This is a genomic window from Mycobacterium vicinigordonae (assembly GCF_013466425.1).
GTDB classification, from domain to species: Bacteria; Actinomycetota; Actinomycetes; order Mycobacteriales; family Mycobacteriaceae; genus Mycobacterium; species Mycobacterium vicinigordonae.
Genome location: NZ_CP059165.1, coordinates 787,002 through 807,073, shown reverse-complemented (window position 1 = coordinate 807,073; position 20,072 = coordinate 787,002). Strand labels below are relative to the sequence as shown.

Here is a 20,072-nt window from a genome sequence, read left to right as displayed (position 1 = left end):
CGCCGCTCGCTCGCCCGCTACGCGGGCTCCGCTCACCGACCTCCACCCATGGCGCCGCTCGCTCGCCCGCTACGCGGGCTCCGCTCACCGGCGCGGTTGCCAGACGACGAGGGCGGTGTTCTTCGGCACCACCGCAAGCTCCCGACGCTGACTGGCCCGCAACGTCGCCAGCTCTTCGGACAACTCCTTGAGCCGCGACTGCAGTGCTTCGACGTGATTGGTCAGCTCGATAATCCGTTTGATCCCAGCCAGATTCACGCCTTCGTCCTGCGACAGGCGCTGCACCTCGCGCAGCAGGTCCACGTCATGCTCGGAGTACCGCCGCCCGCCACCGGCGGTGCGCTGCGGGCGGACCAGGCCCAGCCGGTCGTAGGTGCGCAGGGTCTGCGCATGCATACCGGCCAGCTCGGCGGCCACCGAGATCAGAAACGTTCGCGATCCCTCTTTATTCGAAGCCATCAGCGGTTACCTGCCCAACCTGCACGCGGGTCGAACCCGCTGGACCGCTCGGCCGCGGCATAGGCTTCGAGCGCCTCCTGCGCAGGGCCTTCCACGTTCGGCGGAACGGCCACCTTGACGGTCACCAACAGGTCGCCGGCACCGCCGCTGCGCTTGGGGACCCCGCGTCCACGCACCCGCAGGATGCGGCCATCGGCCGTGCCCTTGGGTACCCGGACACCGACCTTGCCGTCCAAGGTAGGCACCGAAAGCGTTGAGCCCAAAGCCAATTCGGTGAAGCTGACTGGCACGGTGACGGTCAGGTCGTCGCCGTCACGGCCGAACACCTTGTCCGGCCGGACATGAACCGTGACGTACAAATCCCCCGACGGCGCCCCCCGCAACCCGGCTTCGCCTTGGCCGGCAAGCCTGATCCGCTGCCCGTCCTCGACACCCGGCGGGATCCGCACGTTGATCGTGCGGGTGCGGGTGGTGACGCCGGTGCCTTTGCACTCCTCGCAGGGATGTTCGATGATCGAGCCGCTGCCGCGGCACTCGGTGCAGGGTTCGGAGAAGCCGAACGCGCCCTGGTTGCGGTTGATTACGCCGGCGCCGTTGCAGTTGGGGCACACCTTGGGGCTGGTGCCCGGACGTGCGCCGCTGCCATGACAGTTGGTGCACGGGGCCGGGCTGGTCAGCCGCAGCGGCATCGCGACGCCCTTGGCGGCCTCGACGAAATCCAGTTCTGTCTCGGTCTCCAGGTCGTTGCCGCGGCGGGGCCGGCTGGGTCGCGGACTGCCGCCGCGCCCGAACAAGCCACCGAACAGGTCGCCGATGTTGGCGCCGCCGGATCGACCTGCGGCCTCGAACAAGTCGTTGAGGTTGAACTCGGCGCCGTCGCCGCCACCAGCGAAGCCACCGAAGCCACCCGTGTCGAAGCGGCGACCACCCCCGAAACCACCGCCGGCGAACAGCCGGCGGGTTTCGTCGTACTCCTTGCGCTTGGCTTCATCGGACAAGACGCTGTACGCCTCGGACACCGCCTTGAACCGGTCGGCTCCGGCGGGGTTCTTGTCCGGGTGCAGATCGGAGGCAAGCTTGCGGTAGGCCGTCTTGATCTCTTTGGCGCTGGCATCAGAGGAGACGCCGAGCTCCTTGTAGAAGTCCTTCTCGACCCACTCACGCTGGGCCATTTCGCGTCACCTCCTCAGCTCTCTCGTTGATTGTGTGTGTTAGTCACCGGAGTCGTCGGCGTTATCACTCGTGTCGCGGGAACCGGTTTTGTTCGCCTCGCCCGCTACCGTGTCGACCACTCCGACCATGGCGTGCCGCAGGACCTGCTCACCGAGCTGGTAGCCCTGCCGCATGACGGTGCCGATCACGGGCTTGGAGCCCGGCCCACCGTCACCTTCGTGCTGCACGGCTTCGTGCAGTGCGGGGTCGAAATCCTCGCCCTCGACGCCGAATGCCGTCAGCCCGAGCCCGGTCAGCACGTTCGTCAGCTTGTCCGCGACCGATTTCATCGGTCCCGACTCCAGATCGCCGTGCTTGCGTGCGCGGTCGAGATCGTCGAGCACGCCCAGCAATTGGCTGACGACGCTGGCCTTGGCCCGGTCGGCCGCCACCTGCTGGTCGCGCAGCGCCCGCTTGCGGTAGTTGGCGAAGTCGGCTTGCACGCGTTGCAGGTCGCCGAGCAATTCAGCGGCCTTGCCTGCCTCTTCCGGCGATTCGCCGGCGGACGGCCCGCCCAGCGCTGAACCAGGTCCAGCGCCGGGGAGGTCGTGCCGCACTTCACCAGTCTCGGGGTCGATCCGCCGCTTGTCGGTGACCGTTACCGGTTCCTGTTGCTGATTCCCGTCGGTCACTTGGACTCCCGGTCGTCGTCAACCACCTCCGCGTCCACGACGTCGTCGGCCGAGCCGGCTTGGTCAAAGCCGCCACCAGCCTGGCCGCCTGCCGCGGCGCCCTCGGCCTGAGCGGCCTCGTAGATCGCCTGGCCAAGCGCCTGCGACTCCTGGCCGAGCTTCTCCATGGCCGCCTTGATCGCGCCGATGTCGTCGCCGCCCAGAGCCGTCTTGGCTTCTGTTACAGCGGATTCCACCTTGCTCAGCGTCTCCTCGGGAACCTTAGAGCCGCCCTCGGCCTCACGCTGTTCCTTGACGAATTTCTCCGTCTGGTAGACCAGCGTCTCGGCCTGGTTGCGAACATCGGCTTCCTCGCGACGCTTGCGGTCTTCATCCGCGTGCGCCTCGGCTTCCTTGATCATCCGGTCGATCTCTTCCTTGGAGATGCCGGAGCCCTCCTGGATGCGGATCGTGTTCTCCTTGCCAGTGCCCTTGTCCTTGGCCGTCACGTGCACGATGCCGTTGGCGTCGATATCGAACGTCACCTCGATCTGAGGAACCCCGCGCGGGGCCGGGGCGATACCGGTCAGCTCGAAGCTGCCGAGCAGCTTGTTGGCCGAGGCCATCTCACGCTCACCCTGATAGACCTGGATCTGCACCGACGGCTGGTTGTCGTCGGCGGTAGTGAAGGTCTCCGACCGCTTGGTGGGGATCGTGGTGTTGCGCTCGATGAGCTTGGTCATCACGCCGCCCTTGGTCTCAATACCCAGGCTTAGCGGCGTAACGTCAAGCAGCAGAACGTCTTTCACTTCGCCCTTGAGCACGCCAGCCTGCAGCGCGGCGCCCACCGCGACGACCTCGTCGGGGTTGACGCCCTTATTGGGCTCTTTGCCGCCGGTCATCTCCTTGACCAGCTCGGTGACCGCGGGCATGCGGGTCGAGCCGCCGACCAGCACCACGTGGTCGATGTCGCTCACCGAGATACCGGCGTCGGCGATAACCGACTGGAATGGCTTGCGGGTGCGGTCTAGCAGGTCCTGCGTGATGCGCTGGAACTCGGCGCGCGTCAGCTGCTCGTCGAGGAACAACGGGTTCTTGTCGGCGTCGACGGTGATGTAGGGCAGGTTGATCGAGGTGCTCTGCGAGCTCGAAAGTTCGATCTTGGCCTTCTCGGCGGCTTCACGCAGCCGCTGCATGGCCATCTTGTCCTTGGTCAGGTCGATGCCGCTGGTGCCCTTGAACTTCTCCACCAGCCAGTCCACGACGCGCTGGTCCCAGTCGTCGCCGCCGAGGTGGTTGTCACCGCTGGTGGCGCGAACCTCGACCACGCCTTCGCCGATCTCGAGCAACGACACGTCGAAAGTGCCGCCGCCGAGGTCGAAGACCAGGATGGTCTGTTCCTTTTCGCCCTTGTCCAGGCCGTAGGCCAGCGCGGCCGCGGTCGGCTCGTTGACGATGCGCAGCACGTTGAGGCCGGCGATCTGGCCGGCATCCTTGGTGGCTTGGCGCTGCGCGTCGTTGAAGTATGCGGGCACGGTGATCACCGCGTCAGCGATGTCTTCACCCAGGTACGCCTCGGCGTCCCGCTTCAGTTTCTGCAGTACCCGGGCGCTGATCTCGGGCGCGGTGTAGTGCTTTCCGTCGATGTCCACCGACCAGTCGGTGCCCATGTGCCGCTTGACTGAGCGGATGGTGCGGTCGACGTTGGTGACCGCCTGGTTCTTGGCGGGCTGGCCAACCAGCACTTCGCCGTTACGCGCGAACGCGACGACGGATGGCGTCGTCCGCGAGCCCTCGGAGTTGGCGACGACTACTGGTTCGCCACCTTCCAGAACCGCAACGACGGAGTTGGTGGTCCCGAGGTCGATGCCGACCGCACGAGCCATAGTGATTCCTCCTGAATATCTTGAGCTTCTTTACTGCACTATGCTGAGTGAACCCCGCTCAAGCCTGCTCCGGCTGCGCCTTGCTGTCAACCGAGACCTGAGTCTGGTGCACTCAACTTGTCGATCATGCTAACGGTAGGGCCGTGAAGTTTGTTCCCGGGGCGGGCAAAGGGCGGCGGCAACGGTCGGCGGGGTCTCGATCAGGCCGTCGGATGCCCCAGTGAGCAGCACCAACGCCTCGGGCTCGGGGCTTCTGTCATGGCGCGCCGAGGGCGGCGAACCGGTTGAGCGCGTCGACCCCGTGGGCGGCCATTGCGCCGCCGGACTCGTGGCCCATCCCGGCCACGATATAGAGCCGGGACGCCGGCCATGCCCGGTGCAGGTGCCAGGCGACATCCGGCGGGCCGCTGACGTCGAGCCGTCCGTGGATCAGCACCGCCGGAATGTCCGCGACCCTGGTGACATTGTCGAGAAGCTCGGTTGGGCCGCGCCAGGCGGCGTGGCTCCAGTAGTGAGTAACCAACCGCGCGAAGCACATTCGGAAATCGGGGGCGGCGTTGACCAGCCGGGGACGCGGCTGCGGCCCCAGGTTGATGTGAGAATCCTCCCACTGGCACCAGTCCAGAGCAGCCTGCGCCCGAACCGCCGGATTCGGGTCGTTCAGCAAGCGGGAGTAGGCCTCGATGAGGCTGCCTGCCCGATCGGCTGCAGGCACGGCGTCACGGAATCGAGCCCACTCGGCGGGAAACAATCTCCCGACGTCGCGAGTGATCCACTGCACCTCACGCGCTGTGGTCGTCGTGACCGCGGTCAGAACCAACGCCGTCACACTCTCCGGGTGTTGCTCGGCGTAGGCCAGCGCCAGCGTGGTGCCCCACGACCATCCGGCCACCACCCAGCTATGCACCCCCAAGTGGCGGCGAAGAAGCTCAATGTCAGCGATCAGGTGGTCGGTGGTATTCGTGCGCAAGTCGACCTCGGGATCACTGGCGTGCGGGGCACTGCGTCCGCAGCCCCGCTGATCGAACAGCACCATCCGATATTTGTTCGGATCGAAGAGCCGCCGCATTCCAGGTACGCACCCCGATCCCGGGCCGCCGTGCACCGCCAGCGCCGCAACTCCATGCGGGTTGCCGCACTCCTCCCAATAGAGCCGGTTGCCTTCCCCGACCGGCAACATTCCGGTGTTGTACGGTTCGACCTCGGGATAAAACGGTGTGTTGTCGGCCACGGCGTCGACGGTATCGAAGCCTCAAACATCCACGGCAGGCTAGGAAGGCCGGCACGGTGCCTGAGAATGAGACAGTGCACAGCCGTGTTGGGACTCAACCCCAGTACGAGGTCTTCGCAGACGAATTCCTCGACCATGCGCAACATGGCCTGTTCAACGCCCATTACGATCGCCCCGCGTGTTTGCGCCTGCTCGGGGACGTCGTCGGAGCAACAGTCTTAGACGCGGCGTGCGGGCCGGGTCTCTACGCCGAAGAGTTGGCCAAGCGCGGTGCCCACGTAATGGGTTTCGACCAGAGCCCCCGAATGGTGGAGTTGGCTCAGCAGCGAGTCCCCACCGGCAAATTTCGCATCCACGACTTGGCCAATCCGCTCGACTGGCTCGACGATCAATCAATCGATGTCGTGCTGTTCGCCCTGGCATTGGAGTACGTCGACGACCGGATCGCCGCGCTGGACGAACTGCGGCGCGTTCTTCGCCCCGAAGGTGCACTCGTACTGTCGCGCCAGCATCCCACCGGCGACTGGCTTCGACACGGTGGCAACTACTTTGAGGCCCGTGTCATCGAAGAGACCTGGAGCCGGGGATGGCAAGTTCGATACTGGCTGACACCACTCGAGCAGACCTGCGAAGAGCTGCACAAGGCGGGCTTCCTCATCGAGCGACTGCTGGAACCGCGGCCCGAGGCAGAGGCCGCGGAAATCGACCAGGAGAAGTACGAACGTCTGAACCGCGAGCCCACCGGGTTTCTTGCCATCAGAGCCGTTCCAAATCCGCATCGGCCGCTGGTCACGGGGTGACGCAAAGCCTCAACAACGTGACCACCCGCGAGGTCGGGGCCGCGAAGATAAATGTGGAAACCCCTAGCGTGCCGGTCAGCCGCGCAATACCGAGACGACCTTCTTGGCCGTAGCCTTGGCCGACCCAGGGTTTTGGCCTGTCACCAGCTTTCCGTCGACGACGACATGGGAGAGGAACGGAATCAGTCCCTTCTCATACCGAGCGCCGCGCTTCTTCATTTCCTCTTCGGCGTTGTAGGGCACCAGCTTGTCGACCCGAGCCAGAACTTCCTCCGACCATGCAAAACCGGTCAGCTTGCGGCCGGCGACCAGCAGCGATCCGTCCGATAGTTTGGTGTTGAGAAGTCCGCAGTAGCCGTGGCATACCGACGACACAATTCCGCCGCGCTCGAAGATCTCGCGTGTGATGCGTTGCAGACCTTCGCTGTCAGGGAAGTCGAACATCACTGCGTGCCCGCCGGTGAAGTAGATCGCATCGAAGTCAGCCGAGTCGATCTGATCGGGCGAGGCGGTGTTGGCCAGCATGGCCATCTTGGCGTCGTCGGCCTTCCACGCCTTTGCGGTCTTGTCGTAGTTCGGAAACTTCAGCGAACGTGGCTCGAGCGGTGAGAGCCCGCCGCTCGGGCTGACGATCTTCTGGTCGTAGCCTGCGTCGGCAAAGACGTGATAGGCGTGCGTCAGCTCGGAGAGCCACAGGCCGGTCGGTTCGGAGGGATCCGCGTAGTGGGAGACATTGCTGACGACGTGCAGAATGCGTTTGGTCATGCTTCAACCATCCCGTCCGCGGCTCCAGTACGCCACCCGCTTGCCAGCAGGCTCAGCCGGCTCAGCACGTTCTCGACAAACCAGCTCCGGAGGTTGGCCCTCACGATCCGGAGAAATAACGACGGGTCCTGCAGGCGTGAGGCTGGGTCGATGAGACCGCGAACGCGCAGTATCGGCTCAGCGACGGTGACATCGGTCGCCGCGGCCCGCACCGCTGCGAGTTGCAGTCGGCCGCGCAATCGTCGGCCCCTGTCGCGTGTGCCGACGGTAGCCGGTGCGCGGTCGTTGGCCCGGTTCGCCGCCCATACCGGCGCGATTTGTTCGGTTGTCGCGCGGTAGTAGCGCTGCGGCAGATTGACTCTGCCGGTTCGCAGGCAGTCACGCAGCGCGACTGCCTCAAGTGAAGCCATCGTCATGCCTTGCCCGTGCAGCGGGTTGAAGTTGCATAGCGCGTCACCCAGAGCGATCAGACCTGTTGGCAGATAGAGCATTCGGTCATAGCGTCGCCACGCGGCGGCGGTGGTGCGGGAAATCGAGATCTCCGCCGCCGGTGTGGCATTCCGCAGGCCGGCCATGATCGTCGCGGGAAGCATCTGCTCGGCGGCTTCGATCATTTCGGCGAGATCACAAGGCGGGCTGCCTTTCTCGGCTGGATGGACGATCGCAAGCATCCAGGTATTGTCCTCGTAGGCTACGAGCAGTGCTCCAGGCGCGCTGACCCCCTGATTGACGAAGGCGATGCGCTGGTGGATCTGCCCTAGCGGGATACGAAGCAGTTGACAGGAGTACCCGCCGACCGATGGTATCGCTTCTTCCGGTGCGGTACCGAAGCCGTGCGTCTTTAGACAGTGCGCTGTGCGCTGCGCACGCCCTGTCGCGTCGACTACTAGCGCAGCATCGAGAACAGTGTTAGTACCGTTGTCGCGGTTGGTAATTCGGGCGCCAGTGACAACATTATCCGCGAGCTCCAGACCGTCGAATTCGTGGTCGTCAAGGATCGTGACATTGTCCAGCGAGGCGACGCGGCGTCGTAGATGACATTCCATGAAGGGGCGACTGGCCTGGTATGCCGTCAACGATCCGGGATCGGCCAACCGGCCGGCAGGCTTCAGTTCGTAGCCGAAGACTTTGATGTATTGCCGCGAGAGGTCGTCGCTGTCATCGACAACGGCTCCGGCAACCGCGAGTTCGTCCAGGATGCCCGGGAACAGTTCGCCGATCACCTGGGTGCCGCGACTCAGGAAGTGGTGCAGATGGCGGCCCTGCGGCACGCCTTTGCGCTGTTCGGCGCGATCAGGCAAGACATCGCGTTCCACCAGCGTGACCGATGTGTAGAACTCCGAAAGCACCCGGGCGGCCAACAATCCCGCCATGCCGGCGCCCAAAACCACCGCCCGCGAACCTAACTCGTCCATCTCGGCTGCTCCGTTCCGGGCGCAGTGCGCCACAGACTCGCTTTACGAGGATCGACAATACCTCAAGATTAAGAAAATTAAGAGGAAATTGTGGAAATCGTAAGACCGTCTGGATTGGGCTGCCTGCCCGTCTTCAGTCCGGACGGCGGCCACACTTCGCGAAAGCCTCCTGAGGTGCGCACATACCCCTCAAGAGCCAGGAACCGTAACAGAGCGCGCGCTCTGTTACGGTGAATCCATGCCCCGTCCCCGCATCCATGACCGCGATCGGGTCCTCGATGCCGTCGACTCGCTGGCCGTGGCCTCGGGCCCGGCCGCGGTGACGATTCGCGCGATCAGCGCCGACGTCGGGGTGTCCAACGGCGCGCTGTATCACGGCTTCGGGTCGCGTGCCGGACTACTCGCACAGGCGTGGCTTCGCGCGGCTCGCCGGTTCTTGAACACCCAGAACGCGTCGGTGGACGAGGCGCTCTCAACGGGAGGTGAAGCCGCCGGCGTGCAGGCCGTCCTGAGCGCCGCAGACGCACCGGCGGCATTCGTCAACCAGTATCCGAACTCCGGCCGACTGCTGCTTACCGTGCCCCGCGACGAACTGCTCAACAAAAAGCTTCCCGACGAAACTCTCAGCAAAATACGAGAACTCGAACGTCAGTTGATACAACTGATGATCCGGCTCGCCATCGGCGTATGGGAACGAAAGGACGCCGAGGCCGTTGACACCATCACGGAATGCATCGTCGACCTGCCCACCGCGATCCTGCTCAACCGCAATCGGTTGAACAGCAAGACAGCTCGGGCTCATCTGCGCGCAGCCGTGCAGGCCGTCCTGGACGTCGGCCCGCCATCCAGGAAAGAAGCAGGAAAAGGGAGCGAACCATGACCATCACCTTGGACTACGACGAGAAGATCGCCGTCCTCAACCTCGGTGACGACGAAAATCGTTTCTCACCAGTGTTTCTCGACGAAATTAACGCCCACCTGGACGCCATCGAAGCCAGCGACGCACAAGGCCTCGTCACCACCGCGACCGGCAAGTTCTACACCAACGGACTGGATCTGGACTGGCTCGGCGCACATGGTGATCAAACCCAGTGGTACGTCGGCCGAGTCCAGACCCTGCTGGCGCGCATGCTGACCCTGCCCATACCAACCGCCGCGGCGGTCGTCGGCCACGCGTTCGGCGCCGGAGCGATGTTGGCTCTGGCGCACGACTTTCGCCTGATGCGGGCCGACCGCGGCTATTTCTGCTTCCCCGAGGTCGACATCAGGATCCCGTTCACCCCCGGCATGGCCGCGATCATCCAGGCCAAGCTCACTGCGGGAGCAGCCGTCGCCTCGATGACCACCGGGCGGCGGTTCGGCGGTACCGACGCCGCCGAACTCGGGATCGTCGACGCCACCGCCGGCGAAGGCGAAGTAACCGCAGCGGCCACCGATCTGCTGCGACCGCTGGGCCAAAAGGACCGGGGCACACTGGGTGCCATCAAACAGACCATGTTCGGCCCCGCCGCCCAAGCGCTCACAGCGGTTGACTATTGAGGCTCCGCTGGCCCAGGTTGGCGACGACCAACTGCGTGTTGTACGGCGCACCCAGCGGGATCCCGTGTTCATCTGCACGCGTGTTCCATTGGCTGGCAAAGATATTCATTCGATCAAGAGTCGAGCCGGGCAGGATGTACCCGCCGTAGTTCTGCGGCACGAAGTTCGAACCGTGCGGGTCGCTCTGCTGCATGAGAACCGTCATGGTTCCGTGCTGGAAAATCCCGGTAGGGCTGTCCGCCACCCAGATCTCCACCGCACCGTCGGGGCCGTTTCGGACGTTGAAACCGGCCAGCACCGCTGCGCCGTCGACTTGCCGGAAGCTCAGTTCTCCGAAATTGGTGACACTGATGGCGACGGGCGCCTGCCCCGGTCTGCCCCAGCCCGTTCTGCCATCCGAAGATTTGACATACGGCCGCCAGGCGGACCGATCGGTGAACCTACGGGGGTCGGTCCGGTACAGCGTGACCGGCCGAGTGCGGTCGAACGAATCGGCGACCACGTACACGTAGCCGTCGTCGGCTTGGTAGCCGCTGATCTGAGACTGCCCGCCGGCGGCGTAATCGCCGGGGCGCCAGGACCCCCTGACCGGTTTCCAGCCCCTGGCAGGATCGTCGGTGACCTTCACCAGCCAGGAACCACCGTCCGGTTTCAGCTCGTGCGTGCCGACCACAAGCATGTACGTCCGGTCGCCGAGGGCGACGCTGCCCGACGGAAGCGTGTTGAAGCCGCGCGCCCGACGCGGCGGCACGAACAGCGGGTTTCGACTCCCTCGCGGGCCGGTCAGCGGCGCGCCGAATTCAGGTCGGCCGTGCTCGTCGAATTTCACCGGCACCGCCGCCGACGGATAGTGCGGAGCGCTGCCCACCCGGTCGCCACCGAAGCAATCACCGAAGACGGCCACATACGACCCGTTCGGTAGTTGCACCACCTCGCCCAGGTCCGCTGCGCCGATGCCCGGGATGGCACGGGCTGCCCCCGTTCCGGCGACCGGCCCGAAGTTGCGCACCTCTCCGCGCCGCATCGCGTGCTCCACTCAGCCATTATCGCGTCGCGACGCAGGGCCATTATCGCGTCCGACGCAGGGCCATTATCGCGTCCGACGCAGGCCGCCGAACTGCTCGAAGGACGACGGTGGGATAGCCTGGCTCCCAGTCTCGCGGCGTCCCCCGCTAGCAACAGCGACAAGGAACTGGATGACACCGTCCGAAAGCACTCTCGGCCGCGAAGACGAGGGTTATCACAAGGCCCTCAAGAACCGGCAGTTGCAGATGATCGCGTTGGGCGGCGCTATCGGCACCGGTCTGTTCCTCGGTGCCGGTGGCCGGCTCGCGTCGGCCGGACCGGGCTTGTTCATCGTTTTCGGGATCTGCGGCGTCTTTGTCTTCTTGATTCTGCGTGCCCTCGGCGAACTGGTACTGCACCGACCGTCGTCGGGATCGTTCGTCTCCTACGCTCGGGAGTTCTTCGGTGAAAAGGTGGCGTACGCCGCTGGCTGGATGTACTTCCTGAACTGGGCGATGACCGGGATCGTTGATACCACCGCAATCGCGCAGTACTGCCGCTACTGGCATGCGTTCCAGGTCGTCCCGCAATGGCTGCTGGCCTTGATCGCGCTGGTCGTGGTGCTGTCGATGAACCTGATCTCGGTCAAGCTGTTCGGTGAGCTGGAGTTCTGGGCTGCCCTGATCAAGGTGCTGGCATTGGTGACATTCTTGGTCGTGGGCACCGTGTTCCTGGCGGGGCGGTTCAAGATCGAGGGCCAAGACACCGGGCTGTCGCTGTGGAGCAACTACGACGGTCTGTTGCCGAAGGGGCTGCTGCCCCTGGTCCTGGTCACCGCGGGGGTCGTATTCGCCTATGCCGCCGTCGAATTGGTGGGCATCGCCGCCGGGGAGGCCGAGGATCCGGAGAAAATGATGCCGCGAGCGATCAACTCGGTGGTGTTCCGCATCGCGGTCTTCTACATCGGGTCGACGATCCTGCTGGCGCTGCTGCTGCCCTACAACGCCTATAAGGCAGGGGAGAGCCCGTTCGTCACGTTCTTCAACAAGCTCGGCATTTCCTGGGGCGACGATCTGATGAATCTCGTGGTGCTCACCGCCGCATTGTCGAGCCTCAATGCCGGCCTGTATTCGACCGGGCGAATCCTGCGGTCGATGGCGATCAACGGCAGCGGCCCGAAGTTCACGGCGGTGATGTCCAAGAACGGGGTGCCGTTCGGCGGCATCCTGCTGACCGCCGCGATCGGCCTGTTCGGCATCGGTCTCAACGCCGTCACCCCCAAACACGCTTTCGAAATCGTGCTGCACATCGCGGCGACTGGCGTCATCGTGGCGTGGGCGACCATCGTCGCCTGCCAGCTGCGGTTCCACCAGCTGGCCAACGCCGGCGAAATGGAACGCCCCAACTTCCGCATGCCGCTGTCGCCGTACACCGGCTGGGCCACCCTGGTGTTCCTGGCCGCCGTGCTGGTGCTGATGATGTTCGACGAGACCTATGGGAAATGGATGCTGGCGGCGATGGCGGTCGGCATCCCGGCGCTGATCGGTGGCTGGTTCCTGGTCCGGAACCGGGTACAGGCCGCCGCAGCCGGACCGCCTTCGGAGTAGCCGCGGCGCTGATCACACTTTGCCTACGGCGCCGTTCCAAACGCGCGTCACTGCACCAACTCGCGTGATCGCCCGCTTACTCTGGCTTCCTGATATCGGAGATTTCGGGGAGTAGCGCGTGCGGTTTTTGCCGAAGGCACGAGTCGGCCTGTTGGCCGTCGCAGTGCTCCTTGCCGGATGCAGCACCACCGTCGACGGCAGACCGGTCGCCTCGCCGCGCGGGCCGGACAGCCACGGGCCCGGCGAACCCGCGTTTCCGACGCCTCGGCCCAGCATGATCCCGCCGCCGGCGGGCACGTCGACACCCGTCGCGCTACCGCCGACCAACCCCGGTCCGTCACCCAATCCGGCGCCAGGGGCCATTCCGCTCAAACCCGACGACAACGGCTACGTCTTCATCGAAACCAAGTCCGGCATGACACGCTGCCAGATCAATAAGGACAGTGTCGGCTGCGAGGCTCCTTTCACTAACTCCCCGATGCAAGACGGCGAGCACACCAACGGCATCCACATCACCTCCGCCGGCAATGTGCAGTGGATTCTGGGCAATCTCGGTGCCATTCCCACCGTTCAGATCGATTACAAGACCTACGACGCGCAGGGGTGGACGATCGTCGCCACCAAGGACGGCACGCGCTTCGAGAACAACGCCACCAAACACGGAATGTTCGTCAGCATCGACAAGGTCGACACGTTCTGAACCGATAGGCGTTCGGACCTATACGATCAGACCCGTGGCACGCTACGGCCCACCAGACGACTTCAACGAGCAGCCGACCCAGTACGGCGGTTACGGCGGACATCCGCCTCAAGGCCCGCCACCGCAGGGTCCGCCACCACATGGCCCGACTCACCAGGGACCAACCCAACAAGGCCCGCCATACCAGGGCCCGACGCACCAAGGTCCGCCATACCAGGGCCCGACGCACCAGGGCCCGACGCACCAGGGCCCGACGCACCAGGGACCGACCCAACAAGGCCCGCCACCGCAGGGCCCGCCTCCCGGCGGGCCGCCGTCGGGCACACCGCTGCAGAATCAGCCGACGGTGCAAGGACCGCCGCCCGGCCCCTACCCGCCGCCGAGTCCGTCGGTGATGAATCAGCCCACCGTCGAGGGTCCGCCGCCGTCGGGTTCGTATCAACCAGACGATCCGTCCCTGATGTACCAGCCGACGGTCGAAGGCCCGCCCCCCGATCAGTTCGGCCCGCTGGACCCTGACGATCCCAACGCCGATGCCAGTGCGCGACCGTGGTACCGCAAGCCTGCGGCGCTGATCGGCTGGGCACTGTTGGTGTTGATCCTGCTGGGGTTAATTGCGTACGGCGTCCTGCAGCTGTTCGGTAGCGGGGGTGGCACCAGCCCCGCCCCGAGCACCACGTCGACGTCGACCACGACTACGACGACCACCACCGAGTCGACCAGCACGACCGCTACCACCACCGAGTCGACCAGCACGGAGACCAGCTCCGCCAGCGAACCGCCGCCGGCCAACCCGCCGCGCAGTCAGCCGCCCGGCCCACAGCCGACGCAGCAACCGACTCACCGCGCCCCGCACCTGCCGCCCATCCCGTCGACCATCACGATTCCGGGTGGGCCGACAATCACGGTCCCGCACCTGCCCTGACGCAGGTCACCGATCGGCAACGGGCCCGCGTGGCTGCATTTCGGGGTAGGTCGTAACGGCTAGCATCAGCGGCCGTGACAAGGTACGACCCGCCGCAATTCGGCTCCAACGACCCGACCGGTTACGGCAACTACGGTTATGGCGGCGGGCACGGACACGACCCGCAACCCGAGCCGACTCCCGGGTGGCGCAAGCCGCTTGCGCTGGTGGGGTGGGGCGTGCTGATCGCGGTATTGATCGGTCTGATCATCTACGGCATCGTGCTGTTGTCCCGGGGCCGCCCTAGCCCGGCCTCGGTGACCACGACCACCAGCGTGGCGCCGACCACCACCACGACAACTCAGCCGACCACCACCACCACGACCACGACCACGACCACCACGACGACCACCACGACCGAGACGACGACCGAGACGACGTCGTCTTCCACCACGCCAAGCACGACGTCACCGACTACCGCGTCGAGCACCCAGACCACGACGCCCGCGAATTCCCCGGCACCCGGCCTGATCCCCCAGCTTCCGTCGCAGATCACGCTGCCGTCGATACCGACCGTCATCAATTTGCCACCCGGGCTGTGACCCATCCCGGCCCAATCGGTGACGGCTATGGTGGGGGACGGCCGCCGACCGCCAGAAAAAGTAGAGACACAGGGGTGTGGATATGAGCGAGTCGCTCGGTTTGTCGATCGGGGTTGCCAACCTGGTCGCGGCCCGCGGCGGTAGTGTCCCGGTGGCCCGCACGCCGGTCCTGACGCTTTTCGACCACCGGCAGTCCGAAGTCGGGCTACCCGAGGAGAACCCGAACCTCAACGAGTCCGGCCTGGTGTTGCGGGGTTTTGTCGAGCGGGTCGGCGACCCGTCACCGCTGGTCGCCGCCGACGGCACCAAATACCTGGGTCAGGCACTGACGATCGAGGCGCTCGAGGCGATGGCACGCATCGTCGGCTATGGAACTCCGCTCACCATCGCGTTCCCCGCCTATTGGTCGGAGAACCAGGTCGCCGCGCTGCGCCAAGAGCTGTTCGCCCAACCCGATCTGGCCGTCAAGGGCGGAACTCCGACCCTGATCTCCGACGCCGCCGCCGCGCTGGCGACGCTGAAGGCCAGACCGGGGTTTCCCGCCAGCGGTGTGGTCGCGTTGTGCGACTTCGGCGCTGGCGGCACCAGCATCACGCTGGCCGACGCCGGATCCAATTTCCGACAGCTCGGCGGAACGGTCCGTTACAGCGAATTCTCCGGCGACGACATCGACCAACTCATCCTCAATCACCTACTGACCGTCTCCCCTGGCGTCGATGACACCAGCGTCTCCAACACCGCGACCTCAATGGGGTCGGTGACACGCATGCTCGGTGGCTGTCGCGCCGCCAAGGAACAACTCTCGGCGACGACGGTAGCCACCGTCTCCACCGGTACCCCCGGCGGCGACCGGCAGCTGACCCGCAGCGAATTCGAGCAGCTCATCTCTACACCGCTGGACCGTTTCATCGCGGCAATCGGAGATGTACTGCAGCGCAACAAGATTGCGCGCTTGGCGGCCGTGGGGGCTGCCGGCGGAGGCGCCAGCATCCCGCTGATCACTACCCGGCTCTCCGATGCCCTGCAGGTGCCGGTATTCACCACCCCTGAACCGCTGTTCAGCGCGGCGGTCGGCGCCGCGGCGCTGGGGCAGGACCAGACGTCGGCGGGAGCGGCGACCGGTATGGGCCCTGCCGTCGAAGTGCCGACGGGCATCGTCGGCGCCGTAGGTCCGGCGACCGTCGCGGCACCCGCGGCGCCGACCGGCGAACCCACCAGCGCGGTGCCCACCGAAACCTTCCCCGATGGCGCCCGGCAAAGTACCGATCGCGCCCTGGCCTGGTCCGAGGACACTGGCACGGGTGGCGAACCGGTCCCCTACACCGGGCCCGCCGACTACACCAGCCCAGGGGAGCCCACACCCACGCCGGATTACCCGGCCGCCCGGCCGGAGCCCCCTCCCGAGGTGACCGACGTCCCCATCTGGTACCGACGGCCGGCCATTCTGTTGAGCCTGGCCGGTGCGGCGGCGGCGATCCTGGTCGCCGTGGTGCTGGCGTTGACCATGGGCCACAACACCACAACCAAGCCGGTCGTCACCACGTCACAGCCACCGCCCATCACCAGCGACGTGGTCGGGCCCGACAATAGCCACACCACGACGGTGATCTATCCGCCGCCGGTCACCGTCACGACGGAGGTCCCGGTGACCACGACGACCGCCGAACCCACCACCACGTCGACGACGTCATCGATCTCAACGACAACGAGTCCGACCAGCACCACGACAACTCAGCCGACGACCACCACCACGCAGCCGACCACCACCCAGCCGACAACCACTAATCCGCCGACGACTACGGCGCCCCCGACAACCACGCGGCCGGTACCCACCAGACCGACCCGGCCACCCCTGTTCCCGATAAACCCGAACGCTCCGGGCGGCTAACCGCCTGGCGTCTCCTGTTGGACGACCGCCGGAAAGGGTCTCCCGGCGGCGGGTCTCAGCAGAGCGTGGTTTGATGCCGGACCTTCCCGTCAGTGCCGGACGGAGAACTCGGCGATCATCGCCTCGGCACTGCGCACCGCGGCACGGCACGCCCTGGTGGTGAAGGGGTCGTTGAGCGGATGGTCGGCGCGTCGGCGCCAGCGTTGCGCCGCGGCGAACGCCGCCTGCGGCGCCTTCTGTGGGTCGGCCGCACACTCCTGGGGGTCCAAGCCCAGCCGGCTGGCCGGGTCGGTGCCCGAGCCGCCGATGATTCGTCGCAGCGCGACGATGTCGTCGTCCCGCAAAGTCATTGTGCGCGTTGGCAATAGACTCAGCAGTCGAAGTTCCTCGAAGGCATGGGTGTCGGCCAGCAGCGGGTCGATGTCGGCGATGACGTACGGGGTCGCCAGCACCGGGTGCGCCTCGACGAACCTACGCAACGACACCAGCGCCGTGTGCGCCTTGAGCATGTCCGAACGCTGCGCGAACTGCTGGTCGATGACATTGCGCAGCGCCACGAGCCCGCTGCGTTCCAACAATTCGGTGGCCAGGCCGGCAGCATTGGTCACTCCGGCGGCCAGCATGGCGATCGAGATCCGGATACCGAACATCCCGAATCGTTCCAGCAGTTGCGCGCGGATCGCTGCGTCGATAGGCAGCGGACTGTCCGGCCGCACGAATCGATCCGCGCTCAGCAAGGCCTTGTTGAGCTCGGTGGCATCGGATCCGGCCAGCTTCTGCAGCGCGACGAATTCTCCCTGGCGCAAGGTGCGCGCGGTCATGGCGAGCAGCCCCGAAACCGGGACCACCGCCTGGCAGATGCCCGTTTGAGTCAGCTCGCTGGTGAACCGTTTGGCGACATCATTGGCCGAGAGCATCGCGTCGATGCGGCCCGCACCGATCTCGTCGGCCCGCGAGGCCACGCCAATGATGCCCAGCGCGCCGGCGGATCCCCCGACCAGCCCGCCGATCTGTTTGAGGAGCGCAATGTCGGCTGCATTGAGGGTACGCAGCAAGAAGACAACCGCATCCACCCTCGGAACCCCGTCGGGGGGAACCAGCAACTGCAGGGTGCGCTCGGAGGCCTCCCGCGTCAGCGACGACGTGCCAGGGGTGTCGATGATGGTGGACTGCGTCAGTTCCTCCGCCGGCCATTCGACGTCCAGGTTCATCACGTCGGCGGGGTCGCAGTTGCGCAAGTCGAAGCTCAACCCGTCGCGGTGAGTGATCGGGACGTTGCTGCGGCGTCCGCTGCGATGGATGGCGGTGACCTTCGGGGTCGGTCCGTGCCGAAACCAGGTGACGATTCTGGTGGCCTCGGTCGCGTCCGTCGGCGCGATATCGTCACCTACCAGGGCATTGACCAACGTGGATTTGCCTGCCTTGAGGGTGCCGGCGAGGGCGATGCGGATGGGCTCGTTGAGCCGCGCGCCGATGCGTTCCAGTTCGTAGAAGACATCGGCACGCTGCCGGTAGGCAGGCTCCCCGCGATAGGCCTGGATGGTTCCGCCCAGTATTGCGCGAACCCGATCGCCGGTGCTCACGCTTGACCCACCGTCGCCGGCGCTCCCAACTTGTCCAGGTTGTCGGCGATCTGGTTGAGGATGTTCAACTGGCGCTCGAGTTCACGCGCCCGGGTGTCGCGCTCGACGTCTTCCATGTGGGCGGCGGTGACGATGGCCTGCAGGGATTCGTTGAGCGAGCGGTTGAGTTCGATGGCGATGTCGCGATAATGGTCGCGCAATGTGCGGTGGATGGTCTTGAGTCGGTCGCGTGACTCCTTACCGACCACGAACGACACTTCGTCGACGAAGCGGCGCACATTCGCTTTGGCCTCGGCTCGCGCCCGCAGCAGCCGGTTCTGCTTCTCCTCCTTGTATGCCATCCGGCCCAGCAGCAGCCCGGCGCCCACCGACAACGGGTTGAACAGGCCCAGACCGGCCACCGAGGACAGCATGCCGATCATCACCACGCCCCCGTAGGAGCCCCGCAACCCGGATAGCGCCTTTTGACCCTTGCCTTGCGGCTTGGACTCGAGCTCGGCCAGTGCCTTGAGCTCGCCAAAGTTGCCACCCATCAAACGCGAGGTGAGCTCAGGTGACATGACCGAATCCAGTCCGGCGTCCGCGAAGGAACGCGCGACTTCCAGAGCCAGCACTTCGGCGCGCTGGTAGGCCCACACGAAGTTGTCTCCAACCGCGGTGGCGATCGCATCTTCTGCCTCGCTGCCGATCTCGGCCCAGTGCAGGGTCGGATCGCAGGCATCGATCTGCATCTCGATGTTGTCGGTGACGGCACGAAACCGGGCTCGCAGGTCATGGTCCACGTCGTTGCTCATGTCGGTAAATCCGTCGTTAAGTACCTGCTGCCACAACGCGGTTTGCTCGATGGCGTCCTGAGCTTCTCTCTTGCGACGGGCCAGGTCGTCGGCGAGCCGTTCACGTAATCCCGGATCGTTGACCGACGACAATTCTGAACCTACGGTCATCGTCAATTGCTCTGTCGCCGAACGTATTTCACTTAGTACGTCGTCACGCACCCGGTCGTTTTCGCGGTTCAGGACCCGTTCGCTGAGGAACTTGACGATCACCGGGAAGTTGGATTCGTCGTTGAGTTCTTTGTCGTTAAGGCTGACAGCGTGGCTGCGTAGCAGCGACGAAACGGGGATGATCGGCATCGGCACGCCGGCGCGCTGCAGATGAATAGCGTTGGCGTTGACGACCTCCCGCCAGTGTGGATAGAGGTCGGTCTTGGTGGCCACCACCACCCCGACCGAGCAGATCTGGTACGCCTTGCGCAAGAACCACATCTCCGGTTCGGTGAACTCCTGGCTGGAGTCGCTGACCATCAGCATCGCGTCGGCGTCGGGAAGCAGACCGAGGGTCGCCGACAGGTGGGGTTGCCCATGGCCTCCCACGCCGGGACTGTCGACGAAGACCAACCCGCCCTGCAACAGTGGACTGGGCGCGCCGATCTCCAGCCGCAACACTTCGCGACCCGCAGCTTGCGTTGACCGACGCAAGTCGGTACTGACGTCGTCGACAGGAATATCGACGGTGGCGGTTTCGCCATCGGGTCCCGCCTTGACCACGATCCGCGCCCACGGTTGGACGCTGTAACTCACGATGGTGATCACCACGGTGGCTTCGTCGTCGCCCACCCGTGCCACCGGCAGGTTCAGCAGCGAATTGAGCAGCTGACTCTTGCCCTGCTTGAGCTGGCCGGCGATCACCACGCGAATCTGTAAATCGACTATCCGCTCGCGGGCGCGGCGCAGCCGCTGCACCAGATCACCGCGTTCGTGGAGTTCGGCGAGGGCGATCGTGTGATCGATCAGTTCGACGATCACGCCAACCCGGCGCGGGTCATCGGCTTGGGTCACCAGGACGCCCTCCTCTCTGGATCGTGT

The 20,072-nt window shown here is 65.4% G+C and carries 18 protein-coding genes; 8 read left to right on the top strand and 10 right to left on the bottom strand.

Going from position 1 to position 20,072, the window contains the following annotated elements; genetic code table 11:
* Positions 1-84: 84 nt before the first annotated feature.
* The 5 genes from H0P51_RS03415 to pip all read right to left on the bottom strand — a co-directional run bounded on the left by H0P51_RS03415 (position 85) and on the right by pip (position 5,399).
* Positions 85-459 (bottom strand): heat shock protein transcriptional repressor HspR, encoded by a 375-nt coding sequence (locus H0P51_RS03415; RefSeq protein WP_180916647.1) that lies wholly within the window; start codon positions 457-459, stop codon positions 85-87.
* Positions 459-1,631 carry a molecular chaperone DnaJ gene (gene dnaJ, locus H0P51_RS03410; RefSeq protein WP_180916646.1) on the bottom strand — a complete coding sequence of 391 codons (1,173 nt, stop codon included), beginning with the start codon at positions 1,629-1,631 and terminating at the stop codon, positions 459-461. The genes H0P51_RS03415 and dnaJ overlap by 1 nt, the downstream gene beginning before the upstream one ends.
* A gap of 39 nt (positions 1,632-1,670) precedes the next feature.
* The gene (grpE, locus tag H0P51_RS03405) at positions 1,671-2,303 is read right to left on the bottom strand and encodes a nucleotide exchange factor GrpE (protein ID WP_180916645.1); all 633 of its coding nucleotides are present in this window, start codon (positions 2,301-2,303) and stop codon (positions 1,671-1,673) included.
* On the bottom strand, positions 2,300-4,168 hold the full coding sequence (gene dnaK, locus H0P51_RS03400; RefSeq protein ID WP_180916644.1) for a molecular chaperone DnaK: 1,869 nt from the start codon (positions 4,166-4,168) through the stop codon (positions 2,300-2,302). The genes grpE and dnaK overlap by 4 nt, the downstream gene beginning before the upstream one ends.
* A 256-nt stretch (positions 4,169-4,424) precedes the next feature.
* Entirely contained in the window at positions 4,425-5,399 is a 975-nt protein-coding gene (gene pip, locus H0P51_RS03395; RefSeq protein ID WP_213016722.1) for a prolyl aminopeptidase, read from the bottom strand.
* A 56-nt stretch (positions 5,400-5,455) separates the two neighbouring features.
* Between pip and H0P51_RS03390 the strand changes: the two genes are divergently transcribed.
* Positions 5,456-6,199 (top strand): class I SAM-dependent methyltransferase, encoded by a 744-nt coding sequence (locus H0P51_RS03390; RefSeq protein WP_246398372.1) that lies wholly within the window; start codon positions 5,456-5,458, stop codon positions 6,197-6,199.
* 75 nt (positions 6,200-6,274) lie between these two features.
* Here the strand turns inward: H0P51_RS03390 and H0P51_RS03385 are convergent, their stop codons facing one another.
* Positions 6,275-6,964 carry a type 1 glutamine amidotransferase domain-containing protein gene (locus H0P51_RS03385; protein WP_180916643.1) on the bottom strand — a complete coding sequence of 230 codons (690 nt, stop codon included), beginning with the start codon at positions 6,962-6,964 and terminating at the stop codon, positions 6,275-6,277.
* Positions 6,961-8,379, bottom strand: a complete 1,419-nt coding sequence (locus H0P51_RS03380; protein WP_246398370.1) for an FAD-dependent oxidoreductase — start codon at positions 8,377-8,379, stop codon at positions 6,961-6,963. The genes H0P51_RS03385 and H0P51_RS03380 overlap by 4 nt, the downstream gene beginning before the upstream one ends.
* A gap of 238 nt (positions 8,380-8,617) precedes the next feature.
* On the opposite strand from H0P51_RS03380, the gene H0P51_RS03375 reads away from it, so the two are divergent.
* Both H0P51_RS03375 and H0P51_RS03370 read left to right on the top strand, forming a co-directional pair.
* Complete coding sequence (locus H0P51_RS03375; protein WP_180916642.1) at positions 8,618-9,259, top strand: TetR/AcrR family transcriptional regulator; 642 nt, start codon at positions 8,618-8,620, stop codon at positions 9,257-9,259.
* The gene (locus H0P51_RS03370) at positions 9,256-9,918 is read left to right on the top strand and encodes an enoyl-CoA hydratase-related protein (protein WP_180916641.1); all 663 of its coding nucleotides are present in this window, start codon (positions 9,256-9,258) and stop codon (positions 9,916-9,918) included. Before H0P51_RS03375 ends, H0P51_RS03370 begins: the two co-directional genes overlap by 4 nt.
* On the opposite strand, the gene H0P51_RS03365 is transcribed toward H0P51_RS03370, so the two are convergent.
* Positions 9,899-10,954: a DUF4185 domain-containing protein gene (locus tag H0P51_RS03365; protein ID WP_180916640.1), complete on the bottom strand. Its 1,056-nt coding sequence runs from the start codon at positions 10,952-10,954 to the stop codon at positions 9,899-9,901. The two genes, H0P51_RS03370 and H0P51_RS03365, sit on opposite strands and share 20 nt — an antisense overlap.
* Positions 10,955-11,114: 160 nt before the next feature.
* Between H0P51_RS03365 and H0P51_RS03360 the strand changes: the two genes are divergently transcribed.
* From H0P51_RS03360 to H0P51_RS03340, 5 genes are all read left to right on the top strand, one after another.
* Complete coding sequence (locus H0P51_RS03360; protein ID WP_180916639.1) at positions 11,115-12,530, top strand: amino acid permease; 1,416 nt, start codon at positions 11,115-11,117, stop codon at positions 12,528-12,530.
* A gap of 118 nt (positions 12,531-12,648) precedes the next feature.
* The gene (locus tag H0P51_RS03355; RefSeq protein WP_180916638.1) at positions 12,649-13,230 is read left to right on the top strand and encodes a hypothetical protein; all 582 of its coding nucleotides are present in this window, start codon (positions 12,649-12,651) and stop codon (positions 13,228-13,230) included.
* Positions 13,231-13,264: 34 nt separating this feature from the next.
* Positions 13,265-14,155 (top strand): hypothetical protein, encoded by an 891-nt coding sequence (locus tag H0P51_RS03350; protein ID WP_180916637.1) that lies wholly within the window; start codon positions 13,265-13,267, stop codon positions 14,153-14,155.
* A gap of 74 nt (positions 14,156-14,229) precedes the next feature.
* Positions 14,230-14,736 (top strand): oligopeptide transporter substrate-binding protein, encoded by a 507-nt coding sequence (locus H0P51_RS03345; RefSeq protein ID WP_180916636.1) that lies wholly within the window; start codon positions 14,230-14,232, stop codon positions 14,734-14,736.
* Positions 14,737-14,818: 82 nt separating this feature from the next.
* A complete protein-coding gene (locus H0P51_RS03340; protein ID WP_180916635.1) occupies positions 14,819-16,624 on the top strand; it encodes an Hsp70 family protein in 1,806 nt (601 codons plus the stop codon).
* An 89-nt stretch (positions 16,625-16,713) separates the two neighbouring features.
* Here H0P51_RS03340 and iniC read toward each other — a convergent pair whose 3' ends face one another.
* Together iniC and H0P51_RS03330 are read right to left on the bottom strand one after the other, a co-directional pair.
* The gene (gene iniC / locus H0P51_RS03335; RefSeq protein WP_180916634.1) at positions 16,714-18,207 is read right to left on the bottom strand and encodes an isoniazid-induced dynamin-like GTPase IniC; all 1,494 of its coding nucleotides are present in this window, start codon (positions 18,205-18,207) and stop codon (positions 16,714-16,716) included.
* The gene (locus tag H0P51_RS03330) at positions 18,204-20,045 is read right to left on the bottom strand and encodes a dynamin-like GTPase family protein (RefSeq protein WP_180916633.1); all 1,842 of its coding nucleotides are present in this window, start codon (positions 20,043-20,045) and stop codon (positions 18,204-18,206) included. The genes iniC and H0P51_RS03330 overlap by 4 nt, the downstream gene beginning before the upstream one ends.
* Positions 20,046-20,072 lie beyond the last annotated feature (27 nt).

Bases quoted from the DNA above. Each gene is read 5' to 3' on its own strand.
- H0P51_RS03360 (WP_180916639.1), top strand. From the start codon at position 11,115: ATGACACCGTCCGAAAGCACTCTCGGCCGCGAAGACGAGGGTTATCAC.
- H0P51_RS03380 (WP_246398370.1), bottom strand. From the start codon at position 8,379: ATGGACGAGTTAGGTTCGCGGGCGGTGGTTTTGGGCGCCGGCATGGCG.
- H0P51_RS03340 (WP_180916635.1), top strand. From the start codon at position 14,819: ATGAGCGAGTCGCTCGGTTTGTCGATCGGGGTTGCCAACCTGGTCGCG.
- H0P51_RS03370 (WP_180916641.1), top strand. From the start codon at position 9,256: ATGACCATCACCTTGGACTACGACGAGAAGATCGCCGTCCTCAACCTC.
- H0P51_RS03415 (WP_180916647.1), bottom strand. From the start codon at position 459: ATGGCTTCGAATAAAGAGGGATCGCGAACGTTTCTGATCTCGGTGGCC.
- dnaJ (WP_180916646.1), bottom strand. From the start codon at position 1,631: ATGGCCCAGCGTGAGTGGGTCGAGAAGGACTTCTACAAGGAGCTCGGC.
- H0P51_RS03385 (WP_180916643.1), bottom strand. From the start codon at position 6,964: ATGACCAAACGCATTCTGCACGTCGTCAGCAATGTCTCCCACTACGCG.
- H0P51_RS03375 (WP_180916642.1), top strand. From the start codon at position 8,618: ATGCCCCGTCCCCGCATCCATGACCGCGATCGGGTCCTCGATGCCGTC.
- dnaK (WP_180916644.1), bottom strand. From the start codon at position 4,168: ATGGCTCGTGCGGTCGGCATCGACCTCGGGACCACCAACTCCGTCGTT.